At 40.8% G+C, this 5,029-nt stretch carries 5 protein-coding genes and 1 pseudogene; all 6 read right to left on the bottom strand.

Features of this window, described 5'->3' with window-relative positions:
- Positions 1–68: 68 nt before the first annotated feature.
- Positions 69–566: a F0F1 ATP synthase subunit B gene (gene atpF / locus B3R79_RS03115; protein ID WP_154454363.1), complete on the bottom strand. Its 498-nt coding sequence runs from the start codon at positions 564–566 to the stop codon at positions 69–71.
- 20 nt (positions 567–586) lie between these two features.
- Complete coding sequence (atpB, locus tag B3R79_RS03110) at positions 587–1,297, bottom strand: F0F1 ATP synthase subunit A (RefSeq protein ID WP_293693696.1); 711 nt, start codon at positions 1,295–1,297, stop codon at positions 587–589.
- Positions 1,298–1,327: 30 nt separating this feature from the next.
- Complete coding sequence (locus tag B3R79_RS03105) at positions 1,328–1,537, bottom strand: F0F1 ATP synthase subunit C (RefSeq protein ID WP_154454365.1); 210 nt, start codon at positions 1,535–1,537, stop codon at positions 1,328–1,330.
- Between the two features lie 204 nt (positions 1,538–1,741).
- Positions 1,742–3,175: a glycogen synthase GlgA gene (gene glgA / locus B3R79_RS03100; protein WP_293693694.1), complete on the bottom strand. Its 1,434-nt coding sequence runs from the start codon at positions 3,173–3,175 to the stop codon at positions 1,742–1,744.
- Positions 3,172–4,305, bottom strand: coding sequence for a glucose-1-phosphate adenylyltransferase subunit GlgD (gene glgD, locus B3R79_RS03095; RefSeq protein ID WP_293693692.1), 1,134 nt, complete (start codon positions 4,303–4,305; stop codon positions 3,172–3,174). The genes glgA and glgD overlap by 4 nt, the downstream gene beginning before the upstream one ends.
- A pseudogene (locus B3R79_RS03090) lies at positions 4,295–5,029 on the bottom strand (sugar phosphate nucleotidyltransferase); the annotation flags it as partial. The pseudogene B3R79_RS03090 and the gene glgD, both read right to left, overlap by 11 nt.

The following is a 5,029-nucleotide window of genomic DNA, read 5'->3' as shown; positions in this document are numbered from 1 at the left end:
TTTTTCAATAGCTACTTCAACGAAACTTTTGGCATACTGTTCAACAAGTGCTACTGTTTTTTTATCCATTAGGCATCTCCTAGCTTATCAAGATAACTATCAATGAGATCGCTTTGAGCTTCCTTATCAAGCGTTGTCGCCATGATTTTTTCTGCCAACATTACGGTTAAATCAGCAACATCACCTTTAACACTTGATAGGGCTTCTACCTTACTGAGTGCGATGTCTTGATTAGCTTTTTCTTTCAAACGTTTAGCTTCTTCATGCGCTTGAGCAACGATTTTAGCTTCTTGATTTTTACCAGTTTCTTTGGCATCATCAATGATTTGCGTTGCTTCCAAACGTGCACCAGCTAATTCTGTTTGACGCTTAGCGGCCAAATCTTCAGCCTCTTCACGAGCTGCTTTGGCATCATCAATATCATTGGCGATTTTCTCTTCACGAGCCTTAAAAATGCCTGTAATTTGATCCCAAGCAAATAATTTAACGAGAACAAGCAAGAGAAGAAAAGAGCCAGTTACAATAATAATGTTACCAAGACTTGTGCTATTAATAAGCGTTGACATAAATACTTTCTCCTTTCTTATTATTCTTTGTGATTCACTTTGTCACCAACGTAAACAGATGACAAAATGACAAATACATAGGCTTGAATACAAGATATCATGATCGAAAATCCTGTCCAAACAACATTCAAGGCGAATGCTATTGGCCATGCAAAGATACTAGTATCTGAAAATTGCACCAACAATCCTAAAATGATTTCACCGGCAAAGATATTACCATAAAGACGAAGCGTCAACGAAATGATGTTCGTAAACTGCTCTAGAATATTCATTGGTAACATTGCTGGCGTTGGTGAAAGGTATTCTTTCAAATACCCCTTAAAACCATTTTTACGCACACCTTCAACGTGGATAACAACAGCCATCATCAAAGACAATCCAAAGTTGTAGGCTGCGTTAGAGGTTGGAGATGACCAAAAGTTGTAGCCACCAATTTCAATTTTTGCGACTAGCCCTATGTTGTTGGCAATCACTAAGAAAAAGAATAAACTAAAGAAGAGGAGACTGTAGTTGCTAGTATAGCGACCAAGATTGGGTTTAATAATTCCTTGTACGAACTCATACACCCACTCTAACACATTTTGTTTTCCTTTTGGTTTCAATTGCATATTGCGGCTTGAAATAAAGATAATCAAAAATGTAATGAGCACTGTCAACAGTGACATTGAGAGAATGGTTAAGTCAAAATCAATCCCAAAGAGTTGCGCTGTTGGATTCACAGAAGTTTCCAATTCTACCCCCCCTTAAAGATATACCAACTGTTATCTAGTCGTTACGAAGAATGTACAAGCAAGAAGTACGAAGAATGTACCTTCGATGAAGGCAATCCCTAAGAACATAAGTGTTTGTAATTTGCTAAACATTTCTGGTTGACGTGCAGCTGATTTGGCTACATTGGCTACTAGGATACCTTCACCGATACTGACACCTAGAACACCAAAACCAAGTGCTAAAATAGCTAAATTCAACATGATATGAATCTCCTTTATAAATTTTTTTACTCTGTTATTTTAGTCCTATTTTGCTGAATTGTCAACGAAATCGCAGATTAGGGAAGCGTTTTCTCATATTATTCTTAACCTTTGTTTACTTTCAAATCCATGTAAAATGGGAGTCTGTTTTGTGTATGGAGTTTGTAAAAAAGAAGCCTTTTTAGAAGCTCCTTTTGGTTAATTTTATTGGAAAAGAGAACGATATAAGTCCTCGTAAGCTTGGCTGGCAGTGTCCCATGAAAAATCACAAGCCATGGCATTTTGCTGCAGCATTTCCCAAGCTTCTTTGTCATGATGATAAAGGTCCAAGGCCCTTTCAACGGTTTTGGTCAGCCAGTAGCCTGAAAATTCTTGGAAACTAAAGCCTGTTCCTGTCTGGTCGTAAGGGTTGTAAGGCAGAACGGTATCACGCAAACCACCGACTTCGTGAACGATAGGCAGGGTGCCGTAACGCATAGCCATCATTTGTGACAAGCCACATGGCTCAAAGGCACTTGGCATCAAAAAGAGATCACAAGCCGCATAAATCTGCTGGGCAAGGGCGAGGTCAAAGGTAATATTGGCAGACATTTTGTCTGGGAAAGCATGGGCAAACCAAGAAAAGCTTGCTTCAAATCCGTCATAACCTGTTCCCAAAAGCACCACTTGGATATCTTTTTCAAGTAGGTGGCACAGCTCATGGACTACTAAACCAAAGCCTTTTTGGTCTGTTAAGCGGGAAACCATCCCAATCAAAGGCACGTCTTCACGCACAGGCAAGCCAAGGCGCTCTTGAAGCGCTTTTTTATCCTGCATTTTTCCAGTCAAATCCGACGCAGAAAAAGCATAAGGAATCAATTGGTCTGTTTCAGGATTGTAGAGGTCAGTGTCAATACCGTTGGTGATACCTGTTAGTTTACCACTTTCCATGCGTAGAATTTGGTCTAAGCCCTTGCCAAATTCTGGAGTTTTAATTTCTTGGGCATAAGATGGCGAAACGGTTGTGACGCAGTCAGCATATAAAATCCCACTCTTCATCCAGTTAAGGCACTCATTCCAGCGTAAAGTCCCGTCAGCATAACGTTCAAAGCCAACTCCAAACAAATCCCAAAGCATTCCTGGGTCGTATTGCCCTTGAAACTCTAAGTTATGAATGGTCAAGACCGTACGAATGCCTTGATAAGCTTGAATCCAGTGGTATTTTTCCTTCAACAAGAAAGGAATCATAGCTGTGTGATAATCATGTACATGGACAAGGTCAGGGATAAAAGCCACTTTTTCCATCAATTCAATCGCAGCTAATTGGAAGAAAGCAAAGCGCTCCCCGTCATCCCCATCGCCATAGATATGACCACGGAAAAAATAGTATTGATTATCTAAAAAGTAAAACGTGACTTGATCTTTTACCAAACGCTTAACGCCCACGTATTGATGACGCCAACCCACATTGGTGTAGTAATGCAGGACGTCTTCGACTTGATCGCCAAATTTAACATCAATCATGTCATAATATGGCAGAACCACAGCAACCTCATGACCTTTTTTGACAAGGGATTTAGGCAATGCCCCAATGACATCGCCTAATCCGCCTGCCTTGGCAAAGGGTGCCCCTTCTGCCGCAACAAACAATAGTTTCATTCTATAATATCCTCAGTGATTTCTAAACCTTTTTTAATAACAAGTGGGTTTTCCTTAGTGCCTCGAATGACAACGCCTGGGTGCACGATAACATTCTTATCGACAATGGCATTTTCAACCACAGCACCTTCACCGACCGTTACTTTTGGAAAGAGAATGCTACCTGTGATTTGCGAATCTTTAGAAAGGTAGCAATTACGCGACACAATAGAATGCTCAACACGTCCCTTCACAAGGCTACCAGACGCAAATTGGGCGTTGGTTACCTGTGATTCGTTTGAGAAATAGCTCGCCTCTTCATTTTTCACGCGCGTATAAACCTTGTGGTTGGTATAAAGCAATGAATAGAATTTTTGAGCATTGAGCATATCCATGTTGGCATCGTAGTAAGATTTAACAGAGAAGATATTTGAGAGATAGCCCGTGTATTCAAAGGCTAGAGCATTGCTAGTGAGCAACAACTCACGCAAGAAGTAACGTAGACGACGTGGCTCTTCTCGCTTCATTTCTTCTTCCAAGCGGTTAATCAACCACGGTGTCTTAGCCACATAAATATCAGCAGACATTTTTTGCAATTCCAAATTGTCATCAATAGTCGTGCGTCCAATCACATGGTCGGTTTCATCAATGTCAAGGATTTCATTGGCATCAGAGATGGCTTCCTTAGGCATTTTTTTGTAAACAACGGTAATATTGCCGTCGCTGACTTCGTGCAGGTGAATGACTTGTGCCAAATCAATGTTACATAAGATGTCACAATTCATGTAAACCGTTTGCTCACTGCCTGAGCGTTTTAAGTAAGTCAAAATCTGTTCGTAGTAATCACGATTGGCCAACTCGCTGCTGTGTTGTTCTTCGTAAAAGCCAAGAAAATAATGGCTCAACAGCGTATTTAGCCCCCACTCACGACCGCTACGCACATGGTCGAAAACCGAGTGAATATTGTGTCCTCTAAAGATAGCATAAATGTTATGAATACCTGCATTGGCTAGGTTTGATAATTGAAAATCAATCAGACGGTACTTGCCATCAAATGGCAGATTTGCCAAAGGACGTTTTTCAGTCAAGGTTGACATATCATGGTAGACCACCGCATTTCCCAAAACTGCAGTATATTTATCACGCTTCATTTTGACCTCCTACTACTTCACCGTAGCCCACAACTTGCACTTCATCATTTGTCCCATCAATTTCGACATCATCACCGATAACGGCATTTTCCCCAATAATGGCACGCGTGATTTTGGTACCTTCTCCAATAATTGCTCCGCTCATGATAAAGGAATCCTTAATCTGAGCTCCCTTTTTCACCTAAACATTGGTTGATAGGATAGAATGCTCCACTTTCCCCGAAATAAAGCACCCATCGACAACGAGCGAATCTTTAACATCAGCTTCTTCTGTAATGAAATTAGGAGGAGCGATGAGGTTTTTAGAATAAATCTTCCATGAGCGGTCACGGCTGTGAAGCTCATTGTCTTCCCCGATGTATTCCATATTGGCTTCCCAAAGCGATTCAATCGTTCCAACGTCCTTCCAGTAGCCGTTGAAATTGTAAGTGTAAACGCGGTCCCCAGCTTCAAGGTAAGCTGGAATCACGTTCTTACCAAAGTCAGACATATCAACGTTATTTTTTTCAGCATTGATGAGGACTTCACGCAGGCGTTTCCAATCAAAAATGTAAATCCCCATTGAAGCCTTGGTTGATTTTGGATGTTCTGGTTTTTCCTCAAATTCAACAATTCTATCGTTGGTGTCTGTATTCATAATCCCAAAACGGCTGGCTTCTTTCAACGGCACATCAATAACAGCTACCGTCAAACTAGCCATATTATCTTTATGGGTTTGCAACAT

It is taken from the genome of Streptococcus sp. UBA3373, from assembly GCF_002360305.1.
Taxonomy (GTDB): domain Bacteria; phylum Bacillota; class Bacilli; order Lactobacillales; family Streptococcaceae; genus Streptococcus; species Streptococcus alactolyticus.
This window is presented reverse-complemented; position numbering and strand designations above follow the sequence as displayed.

Excerpts from the sequence above, each read along its gene's own strand:
- atpF (WP_154454363.1), bottom strand. The coding sequence starts at position 566 with ATGTCAACGCTTATTAATAGCACAAGTCTTGGTAACATTATTATTGTA.
- B3R79_RS03105 (WP_154454365.1), bottom strand. The coding sequence starts at position 1,537 with ATGTTGAATTTAGCTATTTTAGCACTTGGTTTTGGTGTTCTAGGTGTC.
- glgA (WP_293693694.1), bottom strand. The coding sequence starts at position 3,175 with ATGAAACTATTGTTTGTTGCGGCAGAAGGGGCACCCTTTGCCAAGGCA.
- glgD (WP_293693692.1), bottom strand. The coding sequence starts at position 4,305 with ATGAAGCGTGATAAATATACTGCAGTTTTGGGAAATGCGGTGGTCTAC.